19 protein-coding genes are annotated in these 22,862 nt (G+C 71.9%); 11 read left to right on the top strand and 8 right to left on the bottom strand.

The window, feature by feature from the left end:
• The first annotated feature begins 105 nt into the window (after window positions 1-105).
• Window positions 106-774, top strand: coding sequence for a sugar transferase (locus ACZ6O5_RS16795; protein WP_465978097.1), 669 nt, complete (start codon window positions 106-108; stop codon window positions 772-774).
• A gap of 5 nt (window positions 775-779) precedes the next feature.
• A complete protein-coding gene (locus ACZ6O5_RS16790; protein ID WP_465978095.1) occupies window positions 780-1,424 on the top strand; it encodes a NeuD/PglB/VioB family sugar acetyltransferase in 645 nt (214 codons plus the stop codon).
• 7 nt (window positions 1,425-1,431) lie between these two features.
• Here ACZ6O5_RS16790 and ACZ6O5_RS16785 read toward each other — a convergent pair whose 3' ends face one another.
• The gene (locus ACZ6O5_RS16785) at window positions 1,432-2,943 is read right to left on the bottom strand and encodes a deoxyguanosinetriphosphate triphosphohydrolase family protein (RefSeq protein WP_465978093.1); all 1,512 of its coding nucleotides are present in this window, start codon (window positions 2,941-2,943) and stop codon (window positions 1,432-1,434) included.
• Window positions 2,944-2,988: 45 nt separating this feature from the next.
• The gene (locus ACZ6O5_RS16780; RefSeq protein WP_465978091.1) at window positions 2,989-4,251 is read right to left on the bottom strand and encodes a nucleotide sugar dehydrogenase; all 1,263 of its coding nucleotides are present in this window, start codon (window positions 4,249-4,251) and stop codon (window positions 2,989-2,991) included.
• 171 nt (window positions 4,252-4,422) lie between these two features.
• Between ACZ6O5_RS16780 and ACZ6O5_RS16775 the strand changes: the two genes are divergently transcribed.
• Together ACZ6O5_RS16775 and ACZ6O5_RS16770 are read left to right on the top strand one after the other, a co-directional pair.
• Window positions 4,423-6,969, top strand: coding sequence for a Tex family protein (locus ACZ6O5_RS16775; RefSeq protein ID WP_465978089.1), 2,547 nt, complete (start codon window positions 4,423-4,425; stop codon window positions 6,967-6,969).
• A 231-nt stretch (window positions 6,970-7,200) separates the two neighbouring features.
• Window positions 7,201-7,587 (top strand): hypothetical protein, encoded by a 387-nt coding sequence (locus ACZ6O5_RS16770; protein ID WP_465978482.1) that lies wholly within the window; start codon window positions 7,201-7,203, stop codon window positions 7,585-7,587.
• On the opposite strand, the gene ACZ6O5_RS16765 is transcribed toward ACZ6O5_RS16770, so the two are convergent.
• Entirely contained in the window at window positions 7,550-8,557 is a 1,008-nt protein-coding gene (locus ACZ6O5_RS16765) for a DUF389 domain-containing protein (RefSeq protein ID WP_465978087.1), read from the bottom strand. The genes ACZ6O5_RS16770 and ACZ6O5_RS16765 overlap by 38 nt on opposite strands.
• A gap of 64 nt (window positions 8,558-8,621) precedes the next feature.
• Window positions 8,622-9,761, bottom strand: coding sequence for a glycosyltransferase (locus tag ACZ6O5_RS16760; protein WP_465978085.1), 1,140 nt, complete (start codon window positions 9,759-9,761; stop codon window positions 8,622-8,624).
• A 203-nt stretch (window positions 9,762-9,964) separates the two neighbouring features.
• Between ACZ6O5_RS16760 and ACZ6O5_RS16755 the strand changes: the two genes are divergently transcribed.
• The 4 genes from ACZ6O5_RS16755 (at window position 9,965) to ACZ6O5_RS16740 (ending at window position 15,319) form a co-directional block, all read left to right on the top strand.
• The gene (locus ACZ6O5_RS16755) at window positions 9,965-11,524 is read left to right on the top strand and encodes a hypothetical protein (protein WP_465978083.1); all 1,560 of its coding nucleotides are present in this window, start codon (window positions 9,965-9,967) and stop codon (window positions 11,522-11,524) included.
• A gap of 170 nt (window positions 11,525-11,694) precedes the next feature.
• Complete coding sequence (locus tag ACZ6O5_RS16750) at window positions 11,695-12,825, top strand: DegT/DnrJ/EryC1/StrS family aminotransferase (protein ID WP_281939393.1); 1,131 nt, start codon at window positions 11,695-11,697, stop codon at window positions 12,823-12,825.
• A complete protein-coding gene (locus tag ACZ6O5_RS16745; RefSeq protein ID WP_465978081.1) occupies window positions 12,822-14,069 on the top strand; it encodes a glycosyltransferase family 4 protein in 1,248 nt (415 codons plus the stop codon). Before ACZ6O5_RS16750 ends, ACZ6O5_RS16745 begins: the two co-directional genes overlap by 4 nt.
• A 50-nt stretch (window positions 14,070-14,119) precedes the next feature.
• Window positions 14,120-15,319, top strand: a complete 1,200-nt coding sequence (locus tag ACZ6O5_RS16740) for a glycosyltransferase (RefSeq protein ID WP_465978079.1) — start codon at window positions 14,120-14,122, stop codon at window positions 15,317-15,319.
• Here ACZ6O5_RS16740 and ACZ6O5_RS16735 read toward each other — a convergent pair.
• Window positions 15,251-16,654, bottom strand: a complete 1,404-nt coding sequence (locus ACZ6O5_RS16735) for a lipopolysaccharide biosynthesis protein (protein WP_465978078.1) — start codon at window positions 16,652-16,654, stop codon at window positions 15,251-15,253. The two genes, ACZ6O5_RS16740 and ACZ6O5_RS16735, sit on opposite strands and share 69 nt — an antisense overlap.
• A gap of 261 nt (window positions 16,655-16,915) precedes the next feature.
• Between ACZ6O5_RS16735 and ACZ6O5_RS16730 the strand changes: the two genes are divergently transcribed.
• Complete coding sequence (locus tag ACZ6O5_RS16730; protein WP_465978076.1) at window positions 16,916-18,115, top strand: glycosyltransferase; 1,200 nt, start codon at window positions 16,916-16,918, stop codon at window positions 18,113-18,115.
• On the opposite strand, the gene ACZ6O5_RS16725 is transcribed toward ACZ6O5_RS16730, so the two are convergent.
• The 3 genes from ACZ6O5_RS16725 to ACZ6O5_RS16715 are packed head-to-tail and all read right to left on the bottom strand — an operon-like array spanning window position 18,064 to window position 20,769.
• The gene (locus ACZ6O5_RS16725; RefSeq protein WP_465978074.1) at window positions 18,064-19,074 is read right to left on the bottom strand and encodes an NAD-dependent epimerase/dehydratase family protein; all 1,011 of its coding nucleotides are present in this window, start codon (window positions 19,072-19,074) and stop codon (window positions 18,064-18,066) included. The genes ACZ6O5_RS16730 and ACZ6O5_RS16725 overlap by 52 nt on opposite strands.
• Window positions 19,075-19,107: 33 nt before the next feature.
• Window positions 19,108-20,046: an NAD-dependent epimerase/dehydratase family protein gene (locus ACZ6O5_RS16720; RefSeq protein WP_465978072.1), complete on the bottom strand. Its 939-nt coding sequence runs from the start codon at window positions 20,044-20,046 to the stop codon at window positions 19,108-19,110.
• Window positions 20,047-20,067: 21 nt separating this feature from the next.
• The gene (locus tag ACZ6O5_RS16715; RefSeq protein WP_465978070.1) at window positions 20,068-20,769 is read right to left on the bottom strand and encodes a sugar transferase; all 702 of its coding nucleotides are present in this window, start codon (window positions 20,767-20,769) and stop codon (window positions 20,068-20,070) included.
• Window positions 20,770-21,147: 378 nt separating this feature from the next.
• Here ACZ6O5_RS16715 and ACZ6O5_RS16710 point away from each other — a divergent pair, with 378 nt between their 5' ends.
• On the top strand, window positions 21,148-21,873 hold the full coding sequence (locus ACZ6O5_RS16710) for a class I SAM-dependent methyltransferase (RefSeq protein ID WP_465978068.1): 726 nt from the start codon (window positions 21,148-21,150) through the stop codon (window positions 21,871-21,873).
• A gap of 122 nt (window positions 21,874-21,995) precedes the next feature.
• Complete coding sequence (locus ACZ6O5_RS16705; RefSeq protein ID WP_465978480.1) at window positions 21,996-22,862, top strand: NAD(+)/NADH kinase; 867 nt, start codon at window positions 21,996-21,998, stop codon at window positions 22,860-22,862.

Here is a 22,862-nt window from a genome sequence, read left to right as displayed (position 1 = left end):
GGCGGAAAAAGACAGACAAGGCACTCTTCGGCCTATTTTTGCGTACTCTGTTCGCTGACGAGTCAGCGGCCGGAGGACAGCATGCAGGTTCGCCTCTCCCCAGGCGTGGTAGATCCCGCAACACCCACCTCACCCCGGGGCGGCGTCGCGGTCGTCAAGCGGGCCGTCGACGTCGTCGTCGCCTCGACCGCCCTGGTGGTCATGGCCCCGGTGCTGGCCGCGGTGGCGGTCGCGGTGCTGTTCGGCCTGGGCCGCCCGGTGCTCTTCCGGCAACGGCGGATCGGCTGGCGAGGCCGCGATTTCACAATCGTGAAGTTCCGTTCCATGGCGGGCGGCGGCCACGCCTTCTCGCCCGGCGACGACCAGCTCCGGCTGACCCCGTTGGGGCAGTGGCTGCGGTCCACCAGCCTGGACGAACTGCCCAGCCTCTGGAACATCCTGCGAGGGGACATGAGCCTCGTGGGCCCTCGCCCGTTCCCGACCAGCTACCGCGATCTCTACACACCGGAGCAGTTCCGGCGCCACGCCGTCCGACCGGGGCTGACCGGCTTGGCGCAGGTCAATGGCCGCAACGAGCTCGACTGGGAGAAGCGGTTCGCCTACGACCTCAGGTATGTGGACCACTGGAGCCTCAGCCTCGATGCCCGCATCCTGGCCCGGACGGCGGTGGCCGTGCTCCGCCGGCGGGGAATCAACGCACCCGGCACCGCCACCGCGCACGAGTTCCGCGGCACCGCCCCGGAGCAGCCCGAACCGGCGACGGCGGGACGGTAGCGGCGGTGGGTCTCGACCTCGTCATCGTCGGATGCGGCGGTCACGGCCGGGAGATCGCGCAGGTCGTGGCCGCGGTCAACGCCACCTCGGACCGGCCGCCCTGGCGGCTGGTCGGCTTCGTCGACGACGACCCGTCGGAGCGGAACCGTAAGCGCGTCGAGTCGACAGGTGTCCCCTACCTCGGGACCGTGGCCACGCTCGGGCGCCTGTCGCCGGCGACCCACGTCGTCCTCGGCCTCGGCGACCCACGGATCCGGCGGGTCGTCGGCACGCGGGTCGAACTGTTCGGCCTGCCCGCGGCCAGTCTCGTACACCCGGACGCGACCGTCGGCCCGGACCTGGTGTCGGCCGAGGGTCTGGTGGTGTTCGCCGGCGGCCGGATCACCACCGGAGTCGCCGTCGGACGGCACCTGCACGTCAACCAGAACGCCACCCTCGCCCACGACTGTGTGGTCGGTGACTACGTCTCCCTGCACCCTCTCGCGGCCGTCTCGGGCGACTGCCGCCTCGACACCGCAGCGCTGGTCGGAGCGGGCGCCGTGGTGCTGCCGGGCGTTCGGGTGGGGGCCGGCGCGACAGTCGGCGCCGGCGCCTGCGTGGTGCGCGACGTGGCGCCGGGCCTCGTGGTCAAGGGAGTACCGGCCCGCTGAGCGGGCCTCAGAGCACGAACGCGTCGGTCCACAACGCGCCGGAACGTCCGGAGAGCGCGTCCAGCATCGCCACCGCCTGACCGTCGGTGAGCTGCGCGACGAAGTCGACGATGGCCCGGCCCCGGGCCCGACCGATCCGGTCCGGGGTACGCGGGTGCAGCTCGGCCTCGGCCAGCTCCACCAGGTCGTGCAGCCGGCGGGGTAGCCGGGACTCCTCCTCCGGGTCCAGCAGCCACTCCCAGAGCGCCTCGACCAGCGTGTCCAGCAGTCGCGCCTGGCCGCGCTGGTGCAGCGCGAGGTCGGGGCGGGCCAGCACGAACCGGTGGTGGACGAACTTGAGCACCTGCACCTCGTGCCACTGCGCCTTGCCCAGCAGCACGTACCCGGAGCGGACGTCCGGCTCCGGGGTCACCGTGATGGCGTCCACGAAGCGGGTGGACCAGCGGGCGGAGAAGCGGGCGACGTACTGCTCCGCCTCGATCGAGCCGTCGAACGGCAGCGCCAGCAGCCCTTCCACCAGCTCCTCGCGGACGTGCTCGACCGCCGCGGCGAACGCCTCGTCGTCGGCGATCCAGCCGTCCTTGCGGTGCAGTTGGCGGCGCAGCCGCTCGATCGCCGCGCCGGGTCGCCGGCCCGCGGTGTCCAGCGCCGAGGCGGTGATCGACCGCAGGTGCCCGCACTCACGTTGCCAGGCCATCAGCTCGGCGGCCACCGCGCCCTGCTGGAGCACCCCGACGCGGTAGAAGTCCTCCACGTCGTGGATGGCGTACGCGATGTCGTCGGCGGTGTCCATCACGGACGCCTCAGGCGTCTGCTGCCAGTCCGGGATCCGCCCGGCGAACGGCTCCCGGGCCGCCCGCAGGTCGTCCAGCTCGGTGCGGTACGCGCCGAACTTCAGCGACCCGCTCTCCGGGTCGTCCGGCGGCGGCGCGGCGCCCCGGGGCGCCGGGTCGAGGTGTCGCGGATGCGGGTCGGGGTGGTCCAGCCGGGTCCACGGATACTTCAGCATCGCCGCCCGGACCGCGGCGGTCAGGTCCAGCCCGGTGGTCGCCGCGCCGCGGATCTCGGTGCTGGTGACGATCCGGTACGACTGGGCGTTGCCCTCGAAGCCGTCCGGCAGCCCCAGCCGCTGCCGGGCCAGCCGGTCGAGGACCCGCTCCCCCAGGTGCCCGAACGGTGGATGTCCGAGGTCGTGGGCGAGCGCGGCGGCCTCGACCACGTCCGGGTCGCAGCCGCCCAGCATCTCCAGCAGGTCCCGGTACGCCGGGTCGGCGGTCAGCCGCTCGGCGATCGCGCGGGCCACCTGGGCCACCTTCAGGCTGTGGGTGAGCCGGTTGTGCACCAGCAGCCCGGAGCCGCCCGGACTGATCACCTGGGTGACGCCGTTCAGCCGGGCGAAGAACGGCGAGCCGACGATCCGGTCCCGGTCGGCCCGGAACGGACCGGCGGCCAGGTCGCCGAGCGCCCGGGCGCTGCCCCCGAAGAGTCGCCGGGCCCGTGGATCCGCAGGTGCCTCCATGATCGCCACGCTAGCGCAGCCGTCGACGGTCGGGGCGGGGTGCTCCTAGAGCCGCTCCACGCTCGGTCCCGAACAGCGGTTCCGCGCGTCGAAGACGTAGCGGGCCCGGCCGGCCACCATCTCGTAGTCGAAGACGTCGTGGTCGGTCGCGACGATCACCGCGTCGGCGGCGTCGACCTCGTGTTCGGTCAGCGGCACGACCAGCACGCCGGCGGGGATCTGGTGCGGCTCGGCGTACGGCTCGGCGGCCCGCACGTCCGCGCCGAGGTCGCACAGCCGGCGCGCGACGTCCACCGCCGGCGAGTCACGCATGTCGCCGGTGTTCTTCTTGTACGCCAGGCCGAGCATCAGCAGCCTGGCGCCGCTGACCGCCCGGCCGGCCCGGTTGAGGCCGGCCATGATCCGCTGGGTGACGTGCTCGGGCATCTCGTGGTTGACGTCGTTGGCCAGCTCGATGAACCGGAACTGCCGGCCCAGCCGCCGCTTGACCTGCCAGGACAGGTAGCAGGGGTCGATCGGGAGGCAGTGGCCGCCGACGCCGGGCCCGGGCCGGAACGGCATGAAGCCGAACGGCTTCGTCTCGGCGGCGTCGATCGCCTGCCAGACGTCGATGCCGAGGTGGTGGGAGAGGACCGTGAGTTCGTTGATCAACCCGAGGTTCACCTGGCGGAACGTGTTCTCGATCAGCTTGGTCAGCTCCGCGACCCGGGTGGACGGCACCGGCACCGTCCGGGCCACGATCCGGCGGTAGAAGCCGTCCACCCGCTCCAGCGCGGCGGCGTCCACGCCGGAGACCACCTTGGGGGTGTTCTCCAGCCGCCAGGTCGGGTTGCCCGGGTCGATGCGTTCCGGGCTGTAGCCGAGGTGGAAGTCCCCGGGCGCCTGCAGTCCGCTGGCCGTCTCCAGGAGCGGGCGCAGCAGCTCCTCGGTGGTGCCCGGGTACGTCGTCGACTCCAGCACCACCGTGGCCCCCGGCCGCACGTACGGGCCGACGTGGTGGCCGGCCTGTTCGACGAAGCTCAGGTCCGGGGTGCCGTCCCGGAGCGGGGTCGGCACCGTGATCACGCAGACGTCGAAGCCCTCGGCGTCGGCGTACTCGGTGCTCGGACGGTAACGACCGCTGCCGAGGGCCCGGCCGAGGCGCTCGGCCGGGATGTCCTCCACGTAGGACTCCCCCGAGGCGAGCCGCTTGACCCGGTCGGCGTCCACATCCAGGCCCACCACGTCGAAGCCGGCCTCGACGGCGCGTACGGCCAGTGGCAGACCGACGTAGCCCTGACCGATGACGACCACTTTCTCCGTGTTCACCCGGTTCTCCAGACAGGAGTAGAAATTCCTGGTTGGAGGCTAGAGGCAGGGTTGGCAGCCCAGGGGCGCTTTCGTGTTATTCGTCGGCTTTGCCATCGGGCGGCTGCGCGGCTGTCGGCACCGGCGGGCAGAATGCACGACGAACTCACCGGGAAGAGGCGGAGCAAGATCGTGACTCAGTCTGTGCACCAGCGGATCGCCGAGGAACTCGGCGTCGCCGAGCGTCAGGTGCGGGCGGCCGTGGAGCTGCTCGACGGCGGCGCCACCGTGCCGTTCATCGCCCGCTACCGCAAGGAGGCCACCGGCACCCTCGACGACGCGCAGCTGCGCACGCTCGAGGAGCGGCTGCGCTACCTGCGGGAGCTGGACGAGCGGCGGGCCGCGGTGCTGGAGTCGATCCGCGGTCAGGGCAAGCTCGACGACGCGCTGGAGGCCCAGATCCTGGCGGCGGACTCGAAGTCCCGGCTGGAGGACATCTACCTGCCGTACAAGCCGAAGCGGCGGACCCGCGCGCAGATCGCCCGCGAGGCCGGGCTGGAGCCCTTGTCCGACACGCTCCTCACCGACCCGGCGCAGGACCCGCGCGCCACCGCGGCCGGCTTCGTCGACGCGGAGAAGGGCGTGGCCGACGCCGCCGCCGCGCTGGACGGGGCGCGGGCCATCCTGATCGAGCGCTTCGCCGAGGACGCCGACCTGATCGGCACGCTCCGCGAGCAGATGTGGTCGCGGGGCCGGCTGGTCTCCCGGGTACGCGAGGGCCAGGAGGCCGCCGGCGCCAAGTTCGCCGACTACTTCGACTTCGCCGAGCCGTACCCGAAACTGCCCTCGCACCGGATCCTCGCCATGTTCCGCGGCGAGAAGGAGGGCGTGCTGGAGCTGACCATGGCCCCGGACGCCGAGGACGACGCCGACACGGTCACCGGGCCCAGCCGCTACGAGGCCGCCGTGGCCGGCCGGTTCGGGGTCAGCGACCGGGGCCGGCCCGCCGACCGGTGGCTGGCCGACACGGTGCGCTGGGCCTGGCGTACCCGGATCCTCATCCACCTCGCCGCCGACCTGCGGACGCGGCTCTGGCAGGCGGCCGAGGAGGAGGCCGTCCGGGTCTTCGCCACCAACCTGCGTGACCTGCTGCTCGCCGCGCCCGCCGGCGCGCGGCCCACCATGGGTCTCGACCCGGGCCTGCGCACCGGCGTCAAGGTGGCGGTGGTCGACGCGACCGGCAAGGTGGTCGCCACCGACACGATCTACCCGCACGAGCCGCGCCGGCAGTGGGACGCGTCGCTGCACACGCTCGCCACGCTGGCCGCGACGCACGGCGTCGAGCTGGTGGCGATCGGCAACGGCACCGCCAGCCGGGAGACCGACAAGCTGGCCGGTGACCTGATCAAGCAACACCCCGAGCTGACGCTGACCAAGGTGGTGGTCTCCGAGGCGGGCGCGTCGGTCTACTCCGCCTCCGCGTACGCCTCGCAGGAGCTGCCGGGGCTCGACGTGTCGCTGCGCGGAGCGGTCTCCATCGCCCGGCGTCTCCAGGACCCGCTCGCCGAACTCGTGAAGATCGACCCGCGTTCGATCGGCGTCGGGCAGTACCAGCACGACCTGTCCGAGGTGAAACTGTCCCGCTCCCTCGACGCCGTCGTCGAGGACTGCGTCAACGCGGTCGGTGTGGACGTCAACACCGCCTCCGCGCCGCTGCTCACCCGGGTCTCCGGGATCGGTGCCGGGCTGGCGGAGAACATCGTGCTGCACCGGGACGCGAACGGGCCGTTCCGCACCCGGACCGCGCTGAAGAAGGTGGCCCGGCTCGGCCCCAAGGCGTTCGAGCAGTGCGCCGGCTTCCTGCGCATCCCGGACGGCGACGACCCGCTCGACTCGTCAAGCGTGCACCCCGAGTCGTACCCGGTGGTGCGCCGCATCCTCGCCTCCACCGGGCAGGACCTGCGCGCGCTGATCGGCAGGTCCGCGATCCTGCGCGGCCTGCGGGCGACCGACTTCGTGGACGACACGTTCGGCCTGCCCACCGTCACCGACATCCTGGCCGAGCTGGAGAAGCCCGGTCGCGACCCGCGGCCGGAGTTCCGCACCGCGACGTTCGTCGAGGGCGTCGAGAAGATCGGCGACCTGACGCCCGGCATGGTGCTGGAGGGTGTCGTCACCAACGTGGCCGCGTTCGGCGCGTTCGTCGACGTGGGCGTGCACCAGGACGGTCTGGTGCACGTCTCCGCCATGTCGCACACGTTCGTCAAGGACCCGCGCGACGTGGTGAAGTCCGGCGACGTGGTCCGGGTGCGGGTGCTCGACGTGGACGTGCCGCGCAAGCGGATCTCGTTGACGCTGCGTCTGGACGACGAGGCGCCGACCGGCGGCGGACGCCCGGCCGGCGGGGAGGGCCGGCGGGACCGCGACGGGCGAGGCGGTGCGGACGGCAGCCGAGGCGGTGCGGGCGGTGGCCGTCCGGGCCGCGGGCAGGCCGGCGGCCAGCGGGGCGGACAGACCGGCGGGCAGGACCGTGGGCAGGGCGGCGGCCAGGGCGGCGGCGGCCAGCGCGGCGGGCAGGGTGGCCAGGACCGTGGGCAGGGCGGCGGGCAAGGCGGAGGCGGCGGCCGTCAGCGTGGAGACCGGGGCGGTTCACAGCCGCGTCAGGGGCGCGGCGGTGGCGCCTCCGCGCCGGTCAACGACGCCATGGCGGAGGCGTTGCGCCGCGCCGGGCTGGCCTGACGGTCGCCGGTCGCGGCCCTGTCGAGCTGAGAGCACGAACGACTCAGCGGTGATGTCACGAACGACTCAGCTCGACAGCGCCGCGAGGCGGGTGGCGCCGCCAGACCCGAGCGGGCGCGGTCCACGCGGGCGGGGACCGCCCGACCCGGCGGTCGTGGGACGCGCGGGCGTACCCTCGCGGTCGTGGGTGTGGACGACGACGCGCAGTGGCGGGAGCGGCAGCGCCGGGCGATGGCGGCCCACGCGGCGGCCGACGCCCGGGAACGCGCCGCGGAGCAGGCGGAGGCCGCGAAGCTGGTGGCCGCGTTCGCCGCCGAGGCGCGGCGGCGCGGCCTGGCGACCGACCGGCTGGTCGCGACCGCCCACGACGGTCGCGGTCGCTACCGCACCCGGATCACCGGCTGGTACGTGGATCGGGCGCGCAGCCGGGCGGTGGACACCGACGGGCGTTTCTACCTGCTCAGCGTGCCACCGAGCCTGGGGTCGCGGCTGTTCGGGGCCGAGCCGCCGCCGAGCGCGCCCCCGCTGGTAATCGGGCGGGGCGGCCGGGACGGCGAGTCCGTTCCGCTGGCGACGCTGCTCAGCCGGCGTCTCGAGGCGGGCGACGACTGGCGGTGACCGGCGTCGGCCGGTCGGCCCGCTGCCGCGGCACCCCCCGCCCGGCCCGCCGCGCCACCCGCCGCCACCAGCACAACTGCACGACCAGCGTGAGCAGCCCGGCCAGCACGATGGCGGCCAGGTTGATCACCAGTTGGAGGGCGGAGCCGGCCGCCTCGTGCCACACCCCGTAGCCCGCCGCGACCGCCACGTTCGCGGCCGCCGGGACGGTGGTCACCGAGATCAGCACGCCGACGAGTGAGCCGGACTTCTTCGAGGTCAGGGACAGCATGCCGGCGACACCGGCGAGCAGCCCGACCACCCAGGAGAGCGCGTCCGGGCGCCAGATGAAGTCGGTGAGCGGGCGCTCGGCGAGCAGCATGTCCCGGCTGACCAGACCGGCCGCGGTGAGCGCCCAGGTGCTCAACATGGTGGCCACCATGGCGACGAGGAAGCCGACGGTCAGGGCCTGCACCGAGCGGCCGACGACGCCGGGCTGACGGCGCAGCAGCGCCACGCAGAGCGCGGCGAGCGGGCCGAACTCGGGACCGACCACCATCGCGCCGACGATCAGGATGGGCTGGTCGAGCAGCACGCCGATGCCGGCGATCATGGTGGCCACGGTGATCAGGGCGAGGAAGGTGCCGGTGAGCACCGTCTGCTCACCGGTCTTCGCCGCGATCTCGTCCCAGACCACCGCGTCCTCGCCGTGCCCCGGAGCCTCGTCGGCGGCCCGGTCGGCCGCCGCGGAGAGCGTCAGCTCCACGTCCTCGGCGGCGATCGCCCCGTGCGCCTCGACGCCGAGTTCCCGCAGCTTGTGCAGCACTCCGTCCGCGCTCTCCCGGACCACGTCGCAGGTGACGTAGTCGCCGGCCGGTTCGCGGGCGGCGCCGGGGAGCACCACGAGGTGTGTCACCCCGGGGTCGGCGGCCAGCAGGTCGACGACGGCCGACGACCGGTCGCCGGGCGCGATCACCCTCAGGTGCAGCACGGGCAAACTCCAGGACGGCCGGTCGGGACACAGGTCGTCGCACCCTACACCGCGCCGCCGGACCTCACCCGACCCCGAGTTCCCGCAGGATCAGCCGGACGTGGAAGTCGACCACGGACTGCCGTTCCCAGTTCCGCAGCACCTGGGCCGGAACCACCACCCGTTTGGCCCGCAGCTGGTCCAGCAGCGCGTCCGCCACCGCCTCGGCGCGGGCCGGCACCAACGTGAACCCCGCCTCCACCTGGTCGGCCAACGCGCGGCTGCCCCGGTTCCGCACCGCCACCACCGGCGTGCCGAGGCTGAGCGCCTCCACCTGGGTCATCGGCAGGCCCTCCCGGCCACTGGTGGAGAGCAGCACGTCGGCCCGGGCGAGTTCCGTACCCGGCCGGGAGGTCCACGGACCGACACTCACCCCCGGCTCGGCCGGCGGCGTCCACGCCCTCTCGCCGGGCGGCGACGACCCCACGATGCGTAGTTCGAGATCGGGCAGGTGGGACCGGGCCCGGCGCCACGCCGCGACCGCCAGGTCGAGGTTCTTGTCCGGGGTGAGGCGGCCGAGCACCAGCACCCGGGGTGGCCGGTCCCTCGGCGCCGCGTCCCCGGCGTCATCGAGGCGTAGTTGCGTCGGGTCCACACCGGCCGCGCCGCACGGCGCACGGTGGACCTGGCTCCAGGGCGCGAGACGACGGTAGCTGCGCTCGTCCTCCGGGTTCAGCGTGACGTAGGTGGGCGTGCACCACGCGGACGCCGCCTCGGCCACGGTGAAGACGCGGCCGGACAACCCCGGGACGCCGAAGAGGGTACCGCTCACCACCGCCAGATGGCGGGTCCGGCTGCTGCGGGCGACGAGCCGGCCCACCGCGATGCCGAACGGCGAGTGCAGGTGCAGCAGGGCCGCCCGTTCCTCGCGGACGATGCGACGCAGGTCTCCGGCCGCCCGTACGATCTCCGCCGGTCGCCCCCGGCGGAACGGCGTCACCTCGCGGACGTCGTCGAAGGAAGCCAGCAGGTCGGGGCCGACGGAACCACGCCCGGCCACCGCCACCCGCCGGATGCCACGGTCGGCGAGCGACCGCGCGACGGGCGCGACGATGTTGGTGAGCGTCATGCCGACGCCCGCCACGAAGACGACCGTGCGAGTGGCGGGTCGGCCAGCGGTCGGGGGCGTCGCCGCCGCGGCCCCGGTCGGGATGACGGTGGCCATCTCGGCCCTCCCTGCTGATCGTCACATACGACTCAACCTGGCTGGAGGGTAGAGGGAGAGGTCCGCGCACAAGGCCCTTTTCACGATTTCGGTTCGTCGCAGATTCCCTCACAACTTTCCACGCCTCGTTCCGTTAGCCATACGGCAGGCCGCGTCTGCGATCACGGTCGTCGGTGCGGCAAGGCGGCAGGACGCATACGGGGATGGCGCTGATGATCGGCAACAACGGCATGAAGGGGACCACCAGGGTCGGTGACCCGTGGCTCTTCGCCGTCATCCTGCCCACTCTGATCAGCCTGGTCCTCATGGCATTCGATGCCCGACTCCTGCACTGGTTCATGATCCCGGTCACCATCTGCGGCATGCTGATCGCGCCGGACGTGGTGAACTGGGCGGCGCGGCGACTGGACACATTCGACCCTCGGGCGCTGGTCGGCCTGTTCGGATTTCACTTCTTCTATCTGGCGCCGATCCTGCACGTCATGCTCGATTATTGGCCCAGGTTCATAGAGCCGCTTCCCGACTGGAAGGCCGGGCTCGGCGCGATGGCGACGCTGAACGCGCTGGGCCTGTGTGTCTACCGCGTGGTCCTGAACCTCCGGGTGCCGTCGACACGGAGCCCGCGCGTCGCACGGAAGCTGAACGATCGGGTGTTCGTCCAGCTCGGGTGGCTGGCATTCGCGGTCGGCCTGGCCGGGTTCATCGCCGTCATCGTCCATTTCGGCGGCCTGAGCGGTTACGTGTCGGCAGCAGCCGACGATCGCGATTCCTTCATCGGCTACGGGTGGTTGCTCCTCATCGGTGAGTCGTTCCCACTTGTCGGATTCGTCGTGGCGGTGGTGCGCTTCCGGGTGGCACTGACGGGGCGGCCAGCCGCCTTGTCCGCACTGTTCCTGGTGTTCGCGATCACGCAGTTCGCCGTCGGCGGCCTGCGGGGCTCACGCAGTAACACGATCTGGCCCCTGCTCATCGGGCTGATCGTCGTGCACCTGGCGGTGCGGCCGGTCACCCGACGCGCACTTGCCGCGATGGGCATCTCGTTCCTGGTCTTCATGTACGCCTACGGCGTCTACAAGAGCACCGGTAGCGAGATCCTGTTCGCCACCAGAGGAACCACCTCGGTCACCGAACTCGGCGACGAGACGGGGCGGACCATGCCGACCATGCTGCTCGGCGACCTCGGCCGGTCCGATATCCAAGCGGTACTTCTTCACCATGAACAGGCCGGATACGCGCCGTTGAGCTACGGTCTCACCTACGTCGGCGCCGCGGCGTTCATGATTCCCGACGCCTCGCGTCCGGAGTGGATGCGCGACAAGGTGCAGGCCGGGACCGACATGCTGATGGGCACAGGCGCCTTCGACTCCGGCTGGCGATCCTCCCGCATCTACGGCCTTGCCGGGGAGGCGCTGCTGAACTTCGGTCCGGCCGGCTCGGTAGCGTCGTTCGCCGTGCTGGCCGCCGTGGTCCGGACAGCCCGCCGCCGTTACCTCGGCGCCCGGTTGAGCAGAGAATCCGGGGTGGCGGTCATGAGTGGCATCGCCGGGGTGATCGTGATCCTTGCCCTCGGCAGCGACCTCGACAATCTGCTCTGGTACCTCGTGAAGATCGCGCTGCCGCTGGTCACCGTCGTCTTCTTCTCCCGTCGAACCCACCACACCACTCCCCACGAGCTCGCTCGCGTCTCGCCATCTCTACCGGGGCCCGTTCGCGACGAACTGGCGGGCCGGCACCGGCGAGAACCTGTCACGTCGGTCGTCTAGCCGCAGGGCCTGATGCCGTCGCGAGTGTCGGGCCGCCACGGAAGTGGGCCGATCATCTTTCGGTTACCCATTGGGCGAATTATGACCGGTTTCAAGGTATATGTCGGATAAGATCTGTTCATCCTTGCTATGAACCCCCGAGAGTGTCCACCATCGTGACGGGAGACTGCATGAGCGGCCGGGTCCATCTGTCCCCGCCCGACGTGGGGCAGCTCGAGGAGTCCTATCTCATCAACGCCCTGCGGTCCGGCTGGATCGCGCCGGTAGGTCCCGAGGTGACCGCTTTCGAGCGGGACATCGCGGAGCGAGCCGGGTGCGCCCACGCCGTGGCCGTCAGCTCGGGCACCGCGGCGCTGCATCTCGCGCTGCTCGCCCTGGGCGTCCGCCCGGGCCAGGTCGTCGTCGTACCCACCATGACGTTCGTGGCCAGCGCGAACGCGGTGGTCTACACCGGTGCCGAGCCCGTCTTCGTCGACAGTGAGCCCAACACCGGCAACATCGATCCCGCGCTTCTCGCCGCGCTGCTGGAGACGCTGCGGGCTGAGGGCCGAAGCGTCGCGGCGGTCATGGCGGTCGACCTCTTCGGCGCCTGCGCCGACTACACCCGCCTGGTCCCGGTGTGCGATGCGGCAGGCGTTCCGTTGCTGGAGGATGCCGCCGAGTCGTTGGGTGCGGCCCACGGCGGGCGCCCGGCCGGTTCGTTCGGACGTGCCGGAGTCTTCTCCTTCAACGGCAACAAGATAATCACCACCTCCGGTGGCGGGATGCTGGTCTCCGACGACGGCGAGTTGGTGGAGCGGTGCCGGCATCTGGCCACCCAGTCCCGGCAGCCGGTCGTGCACTACGAGCACCACGAGGTCGGCTACAACTACCGGCTGAGCAACCTGCTGGCCGCTCTCGGCCGGGCCCAACTGACCCGGCTCGACGAGATGAGGTCCCGCCGCCGGCAACTGCGCGAGCGGTACGCCAAGTTCTTCGCCGCCATACCCGGAGTGCGACTGCTCGGCGAAGGTGACGTCGAGAGCAACTGTTGGCTGACCTGCGTCGTGGTCGATCCCGAACGGTCGAGTTGGCCCGCCGCCGACCTCGCGGCGGCACTCTCCCGCGCCGACATCGAGACCCGCCCGCTGTGGAAGCCGATGCACCGCCAGCCGGTCTACGCGGGCGCCCGAGCAGCGTTGAACGGGGTGTCGGACCGACTCTTCGCCCACGGTCTCGCGCTGCCGAGCGGCTCGGCCATGGACGACTCACAGGAGGCACACGTCTTCCGGACCATCGAGCGGTTCCTGGAGCGTGGGTGAACTACGCCATGAGCGGTCTGCGCATCGCCATCATCGTCAAGACCAATGTGGGCGGCGCCTGGGTCGCCACGCAGGCAGCGACCCTGCGCGACCGTGGGCACGAGCCCATCGTCGTCCTTCCGGCCGGCCCCGGCCGACTCACCGAACGCCTGCACGAGATCGGCGTACGGACCGTGCCGTCCCCCTTCAGCTTCCGCTTCCGTCCGACCCCCGCCACGGTGCGCCAACTGTGGCAGCTCCGCCGGCTCCTGCGTGAGCTGCGGCCCGACGTGGTGAACCACCACCTGTACGCCGCCGCCCTCGCCGCCCGGATCGCCTCCCTGGGGCTCGGGTTCTGCCGGGTGCACACGGTGGTCGGCCCGCTGTTCCTCGAGTCGCCCGTGATCCGCGCGGTGGAACGGGTGCTCTGCCGCCTGGACCATCTCGTGATCTGCGGCACCGCCTACACCTCCCGACTGTACGGAGATCTCGGCCTGTCGAGCGAGCGCCGCCCCGCGGTGACGGTGGGGGTCGACATCTCCCGCTACCGGCCCCCGTCACACCGGGACCGGGAGCGGGCAAAGGCCCGGGCCGACCTCGGCCTGCCGCTGTCGGGCTTCGTGGTCATCATGGTCGCCTTCGTCTATCCACCACGGTGGGTGGGCACGAGTCGGCGGGGCATCAAGGGCCACGACGTGCTGCTGGAGGCATGGCGGTCGTTCCGGGCCCGCCGGCCCGACGCGCACCTCCTGCTGGTCGGCGGTGGCACCAACCGGATCGGGGTGGCGCATCGGGACGAGCTGATCCGGCGGTTCGACGTCACCGCCGATCCGAGCGTGACGTGGCTGAACTCGGTCGAGGATGTGCGCCCGGCCTACCGAGCGGCGAATCTCAGCGTCAGCCCGTCCCTGTCCGAGGGGCACGGGGCCCCGGTGGAGGCCAGCGCCATGTCGGTGCCGAGTGTGGTCAGCGATGCGGGTGGACTGCCGGAGACCGTGGACGGGCGGTCCGGCTGGGTGGTGCCACGAGACGACGTCGACGCACTGGCCGAAGGCCTGGAGGTGGCGTACCGCGAGTACACGGCCGGGCGGCTCGACGCCCGTGGCGACCATGCCCGCCGCTACGCCGAGCAGCATTTCGACAGGCAGCGGGCGGAACACCGGATGGTCGACCTCATCGAGGAGGCCGTCGAGCGACATGCGCCCGACCGCCCGCGACGCCCGGTAGCCGGCACTCGACGTGCTTCCCTGGAGACCGCCGAGTGAGGGTCGTGGTCACCACGGAGAGCAGGCTCATCCGGACTCCGGACGGCAGGGTGTGGACGTCCACGGCAGCCGACCACCGCTTCTGGCGACGCTACCTCAGCGCCTTCGACCGGGTCCGTGTCGTGGCCCGGGTCCGGGACCAGCGGGAGCCTCCGGCCGACCCACGACGGGTCGACGGCGAGGGCGTCGAGGTCCATGCGGTGCCCTACTACCTCGGTCCCTGGCAGTATCTCCGTCGACGTCGCCTGGTGAGCCGCGCCGTCGGGGCGGCCGCCACCGCGGACGACGCCGTGATCCTCCGGGTCCCGTCCGTCCTCGGAACGCTGCTGTGCGCGGCCCGCGTCCGCCAGGGACTACCGTTCGCCGTGGAGGTCGTGGGTGATCCCTGGGACGTCTTCGCCAAGGGCGTCATCCGGCATCCCCTCCGCCCGCTGTTGCGGCGCCGGGCAACAGGGCGGCTGCGGCGGGAGTGCCGCGCCGCGGCAGCCGTGTCGTACGTGACGGAGTCGCACCTCCAGGCCCGGTATCCCGGGGCGCCGGGCGTGCCGACCGTCGCCGTGTCCAGCATCGATCTGCCGGTCGAGGCATTCGTGGCTCGTCCCCGACGGTTCGTCAGGCAGGTCGGTGTCGTACCCACCATCGTCGCGGTGGGCACGCTGGAGCAGATGTACAAGGGGGTCGACACGCTCGTCCTCGCGGTGGCGCAGCTCGCCGCCCGGGGGGTGCGGGTGCGACTCGTGCACCTCGGTGACGGTCAGTACCGGAACCGGCTGCATCGTCTGATCACCGAGCACGGCGTGGCCGACCGGGTGACGCTCGCCGGATGGGTGGCCCCCGGTACCCCACTTCGGGAACAGCTCGACCGCGCGGACCTGTTCGTGATGCCGTCGCGGACGGAAGGGTTGCCGCGCGCGCTGATCGAGGCCATGGCACGCGCTCTGCCGGCCATCGGCACGCGGGTCGGCGGCATCCCCGAACTGCTGCCCGCGGCTGACACGGTGCTTCCGGGGGATCCTTCGGCCCTGGCCACGGCCATTGCCCTGATGCTCGACGATCCCGCTCGAATGGATGCGGCCTCGGCACGGAACCTGGCACGGGCCCGTCAGTTCTCCCGGGAGACCCTGGAGCCTCGACGCAACGGCTTCTACCGGCTGGTGAGGGACGCGATGTCCCGGCCGTCCTCAGGCGCGGATCCGTCCCCGCCGATGCTGCGGGCCGAGGTGACGGGTCCCACCAGGATCCGGACCTGACCGTCGGCCGGAATCCGGAGCCCTCGACCCGGGGCGGATCGAGAGCGACCGGATCAGCATCACGACCTTGATCAGGGTCTCGACGACGAGGGCGACCACCACCGTCCACGCGGCGCCGACGAGGCCGTACGCCGGAACCAGCAGGACGCTGACGGCCATGTTGAGCCCCAGCATCGCGACACTCGCCGTCAACTGGGTGCCGAATCGTCGGGCGGCGAGCAACGCGGTGTTGATGAAGAACAGCGTCCCGCTGAACGCGACCGCGACGGTGAGGATGACGAGGACGCGGGTGTAGTCGGCATACTCGGCTCCGTACAGCAACCTCAGCGCCGGCCCACCGACCACCGCGGCGACGAGACAGGCGCAGGCGCCGAGAACCAGGCAGGCGAGAACCAGCCGCCCGGTCAGCGCCGCCAGCCGGCGGTGGTGACCGGCCTGGTGGAGCTGAGCCATCCGGGGCAACACCGTCTGCGAGACCGCCGAGAAGAACGTGTTGGCGGCCAGCACAACGTAGCTGAGCGCGGCGAAGATTCCGAGTGCGGCGGTACCCTGCTGCCGCTCCAGAATGTATCGAGGAATGTTTGTGGTGAACGAGTTGAGCCCCACGGACAGCCCCACCGGAAAGGCGATCACCAGCAGCAGCCGAGAGCGCCGCCACGCCTTTCCGCCGACGCCCGGCACCGAGGGTCCGGTCAGTCGACGGGCCGCCCGGCGGGAGTAGGCGATCGAGCCGATGGTCGACCCGATGACCGAGCCGAGCGTCGCCCACGCCGCATTGCCGGTGAGCAGCAGCAGGCATCCCATCAACAGCAGCGTGAGAAAGCTGTTGACCATCATCGCGACACTGATCGTTCGAATGAGCAGCCGCCGCTGGAAGAACCCGAAATAGATCTCACCGATCCCGTCGATCGCCTTGGCGAGCCCGACGAGCATGATGATCACGCCGTCGGCGGATCCTCGCACACCGGCGATGAGGGTGAGCGGCACGAGCCCGGCCAGCGCCGCGACGACACCCAGCCGCAGGTAGTCGTCGAAGTCGAAGCGCCCCTGCGTCTCGGTGACCAGGACGGTACGCAGGCCGAGGCCGGCCACCAGCATCACCGGCGCGCTGACCGCGAGGCCGAAGGCGTACTGCCCCACCATGTGCGGGGTACCGAAGCGGGCGAGCATCGTGATGACCGCCCACTGGGCCACCGACGCCACGCCCAGGCCGAGCATGGCCCAGAGCACCTTGCCCGGGTCAGCTATCCGGGCTCCGTCGGCCCGCCGAGCGGCGCGGTCCCGCGGCGTGTCCGCCTCGGCGGCGGCGTGCGCGCCGACATAGCCCCGGTTCACGGCCTTCCTGGCAGTCCGACGAACGAGAACACCGAATTCCCCCTTGAACCCCCGAAATGGAATGTCGGCCATGCCCAGCCTGCCGCACCGTCCGGTGCAACGATCTTGCCGGGTGGAAAGTGACGGGCAGAACCGCAGGAATCGTCCAGGGGCGTGAATGTCCGTCCTGTTTCGAGGAAGCGACAACAACCGCCTGACTCTTCTGATAGAACGCTGGTGGCGCCCGGCGATAAGCCGGTCCGACTCTCGACGGGAGAACTGATGTCCAAAGTCGTCGTCACGTCGGAGTATCGGCTGCTGCGAACGCCCGACGGCCGCACCTGGGTCGAGGCCGGACCCGACCATTCGATCTGGTCCCGCTATCTGGCCGCCTTCGACGAGGTCCGGTTGGTGTCCCGGGTACGCCATGTCGACGCCGCGCCGCCCGACGCCGGCCGGGTGGACGGACCCGGCGTCGAGGTGTGGGCGGTTCCGTACTACGAGGGTCCGGCACAGTTCGCCCGGCACAACGTGGCGATCCGGCAGTCGATCGCCCGGGCGGTGGTGGACGCCGACTCGGTCATCCTCCGGGTGCCCTCACCGATCGCCGCGGTCGCCAGCAGTCGGTTGCGACGGCGGGGCCGGCCCTACGCCGTCGAGGTCATCGGGGATCCCTACGACCTGTTCGCCCCCGGCGGGGTGCAGCACCCGGCGCGGCCGGCCCTGCGCTACTGGGCCACCACCACCATGCAGCAGCAGTGCCGCTCCGCCGCCGCCGTCTCCTACGAGACCGAGCACACGCTCCAACGACGGTATCCGGCCGCCGCCGGCGCGCCCTCGGTCAGCATCTCGTCGGTGGACCTGCCCGCGGAGGCGTACGTCGACGAACCGCGGGTGCACACCGCGGCCCTGCCGGCGGCCCGGCTGCTCTGCGTCGGCTCGCTCGACCAGATGTACAAGGGCGTCGACACGCTGATCGACGCGCTCGTCGAGCTGAACCGCACCGGCGAACGGCACGAACTGACCCATGTCGGCGTGGGGCGGTTCGCCGAGCGGCTGCGCCGGTACGCCGACGAACGAGGAGTGGCCGGGCAGGTCACCTTCGCCGGTTGGGTGTCCTCCCCCACGGCCCTGCGCGAGGTCCTGGACCGGGCGGACGTGTTCGTGATGCCGTCGCGCACCGAGGGGCTGCCCCGGGCGTTGATCGAGGCGATGGCGCGGGGCCTGCCGGCGATCGGCTCGACCGCCGGGGGCATCCCGGAGCTGCTGGCCGCGGACGTCCTGGTCCGGCCGGACGACCCGGCGGCGCTGGCGGAGCGCATCCGGGCGCTGGTGGCCGATCCGGCGCGACTGACCGAGGCGTCGCGGCGGAACCTGCGGCGCGCCCAGGACTACCGCGCCGACGTGCTCGACACCCGCCGGTCCGACTTCTACCGCACGGTACGCGCGCTGAGCGAGCCGCTGGGGGCCACCTCGCCGTGAACCCGGGCGGTGAGCGGGCCGAGCCGGGACCGCAGCCAGTCCACCGTGTGGCGCAGGCCGTCGGCGAAGGGCGCCGGGCGGATGCCGGGGAACAGCTCTCGCAGCAGCAGGTTGTCGGCCTGGGAGTGCCGCACGTCCCCGGGCCGGGGCGGCTCGTGCCGGACGGTGAGCGTCCGGTCCACGAGCAGGCGGAGTTCGTCCAGCACGGTGCGCAGGTCGGTGCGGGTGCCGAAGGCGAGGTTCACCGGCTGCGGGTGCGCGACCCGACGGAGCACCGCGTCGATCAGCACCTGGCAGACGGTCTCCACGTAGGTGAAGTCCCGGGACTGGCCGCCGTCACCGTGCACGGTGAGCGGCTCACCGACGAGTGCCGCGTACGCGAACCGGGGGATCACCGCGGCGTAGGCGTGGTCGTGACGTTGGCCGGGGCCGTAGATGTTGAAGAAGCGGAAGGCCAGGGCCGGCAGGCCGAAGCTGGACTGGAACGCCAACGCGTACGCCTCGGTGGCGAGCTTGCTGGCGCTGTACGGGCTCAGCGGCCGGGTCCAGTCCGTCTCGCTCTTGGGCAGCGCCGGATTGCTGCCGTACACCGACGACGAGGAGGCGACGATCACGTGGCCCACCTGGGCGTGCCGGGCGGCGTCGAGGACCGCCAGCGTGCCGGTGGCGTTGGCGGCGTGCGAGGCCATCGGGTCGCGCAGCGAGCGCGGCACGCTCGGCAGGGCGGCCAGGTGCACGACGGCGTCCCGACCGGCCATCGCCAGGTGGAGCGCCGACGGGTCGAGGATCGAGCCGCGGATCACCTCCACGTCGCAACCGTCCAGGTTGCTCTCCAGGCCGACGGAGAAGTCGTCGATCACCCGGATGTCGGCGAACGCGCCCCGGGCCAGGGCGGCCCGGACGAGGTTGCTTCCGACGAAGCCGCCACCGCCGGTGACCAGTACGCGGGTCGTACTCAACAATGTCCTCCTTCGTCGAGGTGGAAGTCGGTGTCAGGAGGTGACCGACTCGAACGCGAGAGTGTCGTTCGGCGCGGCCGGGGCGCCCAACCGGCCGGCCCACAGCCCGGCCAGGGAGTCGGCCAGCGAGTGCCGGGGAGACCACCCCAGCGCGTCGGCGGCCCGGCTGATGTCGGCGCGGGTCCAGGGCACCGCCGCGGACCGCTCGGCGGCCGGTGATCGCAGCCCGTCGACGATGTGCCCGGTGAACCCGGCCTGGCGGGCGAGCATCTCGACGGCCTCCCGGACGGCGACCGCCCGGCCGCTGCCCACGTTGAAGACGGGTGCCGGCAGACGATCGGCCCGCAGCGCCGCCAGCACCGCCCCCGCCACGTCGCGGACGTCGACGAAATCGCGGTGTGCGTCGCTGAGCCCCAGCTCGATCTGTCCGGCTCCGCTGGCCGACGCGGCTTTCAACAGGTCGGCGGCCCGCCCCAGCACCGTGCCGTGGGGCGAACCCGGTCCGACGGGGTTGAAGACCCGCAGCACCACGGCGTCGACCTGGGGACGACCGGCGGCCAGCCGCACCAGGTCGGTCGCGGCGAGCTGACTGATCCCGTACTCGCTCACCGGGTGGGCCGGATCCGTCTCGGCCGCGTCGCCGCCGTACGGGATGATCCCGTACTCGGCCGCCGAGCCGATCCGGACCAGCCGGGTCCGCGGCGAGACCGCCTCGACCCCCTCGATCAGCTTGGCGGTGACCAGCGTGTGCGCCTCGATGAACTGGGCGGCGGTACCGACGATCCGCCCGGCGCAGTTGACCACCGCGTCGGGTCGTACCCGTCGCAGGAACGCGATCAGGTCCGCCCGGTCCAGTGCGACGAGGTCGCATTCCCGCCGGCTCGGCGCGACGACCGTGAAGTGCTCCGCGAGGACGACCCGGACCGCACGGCCGATGAAGCCGGACGCGCCGAAGAGCAGGATCCTGACCATGGGGCTCCCGTCGTGTCGAGATCAGCCGGACGAACGTGCCGATGTCGCCGCCGGGGACGAGCGACGGTCACTGGCGTCGCGCTCGCTCGGGGTGCCCATGAACTCGTGCCAGGTGACGGTGCCGGGTGCCGAGATGCCCTCCCGACGCAGCACCACCTTGACGGTCTCGGCGAGGATCCGCAGGTCCAGGGTGAGGGACCGCCGGTCGACGTACTCCAGGTCGTACTCGAACTTCTTCTCCCAGCTCAACGCGTTGCGCCCGCGCACCTGCGCGAGACCGGTCAGACCGGGGCGGACCTCGTGGCGGCGGGCCTGTTCCGGGGTGTAACGCTCCAGATAGCTGACCAGGTGCGGGCGGGGGCCCACCAGGCTCATCTCGCCGCGGAGCACGTTCCACAGCTCCGGCAGCTCGTCCAGGCTGCTGGCGCGGAGCCAGGCCCCGAGCCGGGTCAGCCGGTCGGCGTCGGTGACCAGGCCGCGGCGGGGATCCAACGGCAGCATGGTGCGGAACTTGACGACGTCGAACAACGCGCCGTCCAAGCCCGGCCGGGTGTGCCGGAACAGCACCGGACGCCCGTGCGTCGTCAGGATCACGCCCGCCACCAGAAGCATGAGCGGGGCCGCGAGGACGAGCAGCACGACGGCCAGCGCGACGTCCATCACCCGCTTGGCCGTGTCGTACGGGCGGGACCGCCGCTCCGGGGGGCGAGCGTGTGCAGTCATCGGCCGCGTCGGCGGCTGATCCCGCAGCGACCCACCGTCACCTGGCACGTGGACTCTCCTTGTCGTCTCCTGCGATGCACACCGTGGACATTCTGTGCGATTGGACGCCACCAAGTGGGGCAAAGCGGGAGTTTTGGTCCCCAAGAACGCTCATCCGTTCCCACCCGACCCACCACCTAACGACCACCGCGGCAGGAGGTCACGTCCGTCGGCGCGGGCGGCCGAGGCGGCACAACCGCGCTAAAGGGACAAATCATCCAGCCGCCCATCACCGGACCGGACGACGACCGTTGGTAGGACGACAGGAGCGGGTCGAACGCCACCCGCAGGTCGGACGGTGATCCACGCTCCGCATCGCGATCACCCGGAAGGAGCACGATGAGCGCGCGCACCCTCGCCAGGACCGTCACCAGGGCCGTCCGACGCCCCGTGCGTACCACCCGGGTCCTGCTGGACCGCCGGGCCTGGGCCGGCCTGGCCTGGTTCGTCCGCGACGCGCGGTCCTGGCAACCGGCGGACGCCGACCAGCTCGTGACCAGTCGCCGCTACCGCTCGTACAAGTCGTACGTGGCCCACCAACGCAGCAAGCTCGCGCTGCTGGACCTGTCGGAGTACGACCGGAGGTTCCGCGCCGCGTTGGCCGCGAGGCTGGCCGGGGAGGACTGGACGGGCAGATCGGTGCTCTGCCTCGCCGCCCGGCTCGGCACCGAGGTCAAGGCGTTCCACGACGTGGGCGCCTTCGCCGTCGGCATCGACCTGAACCCCGGCGAGGAGAACCCGTGGGTGCTGCACGGCGACTTCCACCATCTGGTCTTCCCCAACCGGTGCGTGGACGCCGTCTATTGCAACGCCCTCGACCACGCGCTCGACCTGGATCGCACGGTCGACGAGATCCGGCGGGTGCTCCGGCCCGACGGTCGGTTGATCGTGGACGCGCAGCAGGGCGTCGTCGACGCGGCCTTCGACGCGTGGGCCGCCACCGCCTGGAAGGAGACCGACGACCTGGTGAAGGCGATCGAGGCCCGCGGCATGACACTCCTGGACCGCCACGGCATCACCGAGCCCTGGCCCGGTGAGCAGCTCCTCTTCGTCACCTCCCACTGAGCCGCGCGGTCGCGGCCGTACACCCGGCGGGCCGCCCGCCGGTGTGGTGAGCTGTATCGGTGGCGGGGTATGTGTTCGGGCTGGTGCTGCACCCGACTCGGGACGTCTCCGAGGTGGTGGAGATGATCGTGGGCTGGGCCACCCGGCACGGCAAGACGCTTGCCGTACGTGTCGAGGACCGGCACCGCGTGCCGCCCTCGGTGGCGGCGGTGCCCGCCCACGCGCTGCCCGCGCAGAGCGACGCGCTGATCAGCATCGGCGGGGACGGCACCATGCTCGGCGCGTTGCGGCTGGCCGTGCGGGACCCGAAGCCGGTGCTCGGAGTGCACCTGGGCCGGGTCGGTTTCCTGGTCGAGGTGCAGCCGCCCGATCTGCCCCGGGCGCTGGAACGGCTGGTGGCGCACGACTTCACCGTCGAGTCGCACGCCTGCCTGGCCTGTGACGTGTGCGGCGACGACGTGGTGGCGTTCAACGACATCGCGCTGGTCCGGCAGCCGGGGGCCGGCTTCGTCACCGCCACGCTCGCGGTGGACGGTCAGCGGTACGGCTACTACCGGTGCGACGCGATCGTGGTGAGCACGCCGACCGGATCGACCGCGTACAGCTACGCCGCCGGCGGCCCGCTGGTCTCGCCGGCCACGGAGGCGCTGGTGGTGACGCCGTCGGCGCCGATGGCCGGGATCTCCCGGTCGGTGCTGCTCTCCCCGCACGAGAGCGTCCACCTGGAGCTGCGCCCGGACTCGGCGCCGGTGGCGGTGGAGATGGACGGGCTGCTGATCCGCGAGGCGGCGACCGGCGGGTCGGTGCACGTCCGGTACGTCCGCGACGCCGGCCGGGTGGTCCGCCTCGACCCGCGCCGCTACCAGGAACGCAACCAGCTCAAGCTGAGCCTGCTGGACCTGCCGCTGCTGCCCGACCAGCTCCGCGAGCTGCTGCCGGACGGGCTGCGGGAGCAGCTCAACCGCCGTGAGCTGCCCCCGGACCGCTGA

The organism is Micromonospora sp. NPDC049201, assembly GCF_055586805.1.
The sequence above is the reverse complement of the archived record's forward strand: the minus strand, read 5'-3'. Positions and strand labels throughout refer to the sequence as shown.

Bases quoted from the DNA above. Each gene is read 5' to 3' on its own strand.
- ACZ6O5_RS16770 (WP_465978482.1), top strand. From the start codon at position 7,201: ATGGCGGCCCACGCGGCGGCCGACGCCCGGGAACGCGCCGCGGAGCAG.
- ACZ6O5_RS16760 (WP_465978085.1), bottom strand. From the start codon at position 9,761: ATGGCCACCGTCATCCCGACCGGGGCCGCGGCGGCGACGCCCCCGACC.
- ACZ6O5_RS16785 (WP_465978093.1), bottom strand. From the start codon at position 2,943: ATGGAGGCACCTGCGGATCCACGGGCCCGGCGACTCTTCGGGGGCAGC.
- ACZ6O5_RS16710 (WP_465978068.1), top strand. From the start codon at position 21,148: ATGAGCGCGCGCACCCTCGCCAGGACCGTCACCAGGGCCGTCCGACGC.
- ACZ6O5_RS16705 (WP_465978480.1), top strand. From the start codon at position 21,996: ATGATCGTGGGCTGGGCCACCCGGCACGGCAAGACGCTTGCCGTACGT.
- ACZ6O5_RS16715 (WP_465978070.1), bottom strand. From the start codon at position 20,769: ATGACTGCACACGCTCGCCCCCCGGAGCGGCGGTCCCGCCCGTACGAC.
- ACZ6O5_RS16750 (WP_281939393.1), top strand. From the start codon at position 11,695: ATGAGCGGCCGGGTCCATCTGTCCCCGCCCGACGTGGGGCAGCTCGAG.
- ACZ6O5_RS16755 (WP_465978083.1), top strand. From the start codon at position 9,965: ATGGCGCTGATGATCGGCAACAACGGCATGAAGGGGACCACCAGGGTC.
- ACZ6O5_RS16720 (WP_465978072.1), bottom strand. From the start codon at position 20,046: ATGGTCAGGATCCTGCTCTTCGGCGCGTCCGGCTTCATCGGCCGTGCG.
- ACZ6O5_RS16730 (WP_465978076.1), top strand. From the start codon at position 16,916: ATGTCCAAAGTCGTCGTCACGTCGGAGTATCGGCTGCTGCGAACGCCC.